This window comes from Trichloromonas sp., from assembly GCF_041583255.1.
Taxonomy (GTDB): Bacteria; Desulfobacterota; Desulfuromonadia; order Desulfuromonadales; family Trichloromonadaceae; genus Trichloromonas.
In genome coordinates this window covers 1-3180 of record NZ_JBFHGD010000297.1, presented here as the reverse complement: position 1 = coordinate 3180, position 3180 = coordinate 1, and the positions used below count along the sequence as shown (strand labels likewise).

At 63.3% G+C, this 3180-nt stretch carries 1 protein-coding gene and 2 pseudogenes; 2 read left to right on the top strand and 1 reads right to left on the bottom strand.

Going from position 1 to position 3180, the window contains the following annotated elements; all coding sequences use genetic code 11:
* A pseudogene (locus tag ABYV89_RS15890) lies at window positions 1–828 on the top strand (aconitate hydratase); the annotation flags it as partial.
* Between the two features lie 14 nt (window positions 829–842).
* Entirely contained in the window at window positions 843–2033 is a 1191-nt protein-coding gene (locus tag ABYV89_RS15885) for an MFS transporter (protein WP_432823912.1), read from the top strand.
* Between the two features lie 117 nt (window positions 2034–2150).
* On the opposite strand, the pseudogene ABYV89_RS15880 reads toward ABYV89_RS15885, so the two are convergent.
* Window positions 2151–3180: pseudogene (locus ABYV89_RS15880) on the bottom strand (FAD-dependent oxidoreductase); the annotation flags it as partial.

The following is a 3180-nucleotide window of genomic DNA, read 5'->3' as shown; positions in this document are numbered from 1 at the left end:
GAAGAGAGCTGGCGCACCCTGCCGATCCCCGAGGGGAAGACCTACGCCTGGGATGCCGCCTCGACCTACGTCAAGGAGCCTTCCTTTTTCGCCGTGCGCGAGGCGGATCCCGAGGGACTGGCCGGCTTCGAAGGGGCGCGCATCCTCGCCCTGCTGGGCGACTCCATCACCACCGACCATATCTCTCCGGCCGGCAGCATCGCGGCCGACAGTCCGGCCGGCGTCTACCTGCGCGAGCGCGGGATCGACCCGGCCGACTTCAACTCCTACGGCTCCCGGCGCGGCAACCACGAGGTGATGATGCGCGGCACCTTTGCCAACATCCGCCTGCGCAACGAGATGGTGCCGGGCACCGAAGGGGGCTTCGCCCGCCATCTGCCGAGCGGCGAGGAAATGAGCATCTTTGACGCCGCCATGCGTTACCAGAAAGAGGGGACGCCGCTGGTCATCGTCGCCGGCAAGGAGTACGGCACCGGCTCCAGCCGCGACTGGGCCGCCAAGGGGACGCTGCTGCTCGGGGTCAAGGCGGTGCTGGCCGAGAGTTACGAGCGCATCCACCGCTCCAATTTGATCGGCATGGGGGTATTGCCGCTGCAGTTCCAGCCCGGCGAAGGGCGCAAGTCGCTGGCGCTCGACGGCAGCGAGACCATCGACCTGGTCGGTCAGCAGACGCCGCTGCAGCCGGGACAGGAGATCCGGCTGGTCATCCGGCGCGCCGACGGCAGCCGGCAGGAGATCACCACCCTCTGCCGGATCGATACCGCCAACGAGGTCGGTTATTACCAGAGCGGCGGCATTCTCAACTACGTGCTGCGCCGACTGGCCTGACGACACCTGGAATTATGAATCAAACCGCTGATAACACGGTCAAGCCGGCAGCGCCTGGGCGCCCTGCCGGCTTGGCCGTTCTTATTTTCACCACCATACTGACCCTTTCGGCCCTCTATGCCCCGCAGCCGCTGCTGCCGGTGCTGATGGCCGAATTCGGGGTCAGTCGCGAGGCCGCTGCCGCGCTGACCACGGTGACCTTCATCCCCCTCTGCCTGGCCCCGCTCTTCTACGGCTACCTGCTCGAATCCTTCGCCGCCCTGCGCCTGCTGCGGACGGCGGTGCTGCTGCTGGCTCTCTCCGAGGTGGCTTTCTACCTGGCCCCCGAATTCTCCCAGCTGCTGACCCTGCGGCTGCTGCAGGGATTGCTGGTGCCGGCCATCCTCACCTCGCTGATGACCCAGCTGTCGACCCTGTCACGGGGGGCGCAGGTTCAGCGAACCATGGCGATCTACATCGCCGCCACCATCCTCGGCGGTTTTCTCGGGCGAGCCTGCTCCGGGTTGATCGCCACCAGCTTCGGCTGGCGCACCAGCTTCCTGGTGCTGGCGGCGAGTTTGCTGCTCTGCTTTTTTCTGTTGCGGCGTCTGCCCGCCGCTACCGGACTCAGCCTGGTGCGTCCCCATCGCCGGCTGGTCTTTGACGTCCTGCGGCAACCGGGGGTGCTGCCCCTTTACCTGATGGTTTTCGGTCTCTTTTTCACCTTTGCCGCGGTGATGAATTTTCTCCCCTTCCGCCTGACCGAACTGTACGCCGAGGCCAACGAACTGCGCATCGGCCTGATGTACAGCGGCTACGCCATGGGAATTGTCACGTCGCTGGGGGCGGTCGCCGTGGGGCGCTGGCTCGGCGGCGAACGCCGGGCCATGGCCCTGGGGCTGCTGGTCTTCGGCATCGCCCTGCTCGGGCTTTCGGCACAGCGGGTCGAGCTGCTGTTTGCCGACATGTTCCTCTTCTGCGCGGCGATGTTCCTGGTCCACGCCACCGCCTCGGGGCTGGTCAATCGGCTGGTGGAAGGCAACAAGGGGATGGTCAACGGACTGTACGTCGCCTTTTATTACGGCGGCGGCACCCTCGGCTCCTATCTGCCCGGCTATGCCTACCGGTACTGGGGCTGGTGGGGCTTTCTGCTGGTGCTGCTGGGGGTGACGGCATTGGCGCTGGTTTGTCTGGGCAGGATGAAGAGCAGGGTGGCGACCGGGTAATTTTTTCATTTTGGAAAATCAAGTTCGTGCGTTCTTCAGTAACGGCTCAATCTGTATAACCAGATTGAGCCGTATTTATGGTTGGGGTATGGTGACTAAAAAGATGATCGTTCTCAGTTACGCTGGCCAGCGATCAAAAGCCTGTTTCTCAAACTTCATTTCACCGTCACTCCCTTTGTAGATATTGATCCAGGCGTTCCAGTTTTCAGTATCCACGTCAGGGTAATCGAGCCGGTAATGGCTGCAGCGGCTCTCTTTGCGCAGGATCGATGCCTTGAGCTTCATCTCCGCGTTGACAATCATGTTGGCGGTCTCGTGGGCCAGCCGCAGTTCGTGGAGGTCGGCCGCCCTCAGCATCGGCAGGTGATGATCCCGCAATTCTTCGACATACGCCAAAGCCGCCTTCAGCAGATTCTCCTTTTTGATATAGAGCACAAAGTTGGGAAACATGATCCCCTGCAGTGTCTGGGTCACCCAGGCAGGGCCGTAACCTTTCTCTCTCTTTAAGGGGGCGAGGATCTCCTCCTCGATAGTCGTGATTCTGGACTTTGAGATCGCGGGCAGCGTCACCCCTTTGCAGTATTCTGCGGCGGCCTCGGCGACGATGGCCCCCTGAACCGCTGATCCGGCCAGTGAAGAGCCGACCTGAGTGTAGATTGCGCCTGCCATGTAGGAACCGAGAGCATCCCCTGCGGCGTAGAGGCCCGGGATATTGGAGGCGCCCTTCTCGTTGGTAGGGACCAACCCCTCCGATTTATGGATGGACATGCCGGCAGAAGAACCGCCGACCGAACTGCCGCCCGACATTCCGGGAGGAGGGCCCCCCTCTTTGGGGCCGCCACCGCGAGGCGGGCCGCCACCGCGAGGCGGGCCGCCACCGGAATCGGGGCCGTCACCGCCAGGCGGCCCAGGACGACGGCCATTCTCGGCAAATTCAGCCGGACGATAAGGGCCACCGGCGACCTGTTTTCCACTGTTCTGCCCGGGAGGTCCCCCGGCTAGGGGATTCCCCGCCATATAGGCCTGATAATTCTGCTCCACGCCGAGGTCATGATGGACTTCGACCCCGGTTAAGCCGGGCTTGCGGTCAAACATTCCATGCCAGCCGTCATAGCAGGCCGCCGCGTTGGTTGCTTGTCCCGGATGG

Bases quoted from the DNA above. Each gene is read 5' to 3' on its own strand.
- ABYV89_RS15885 (WP_432823912.1), top strand. From the start codon at position 843: ATGAATCAAACCGCTGATAACACGGTCAAGCCGGCAGCGCCTGGGCGC.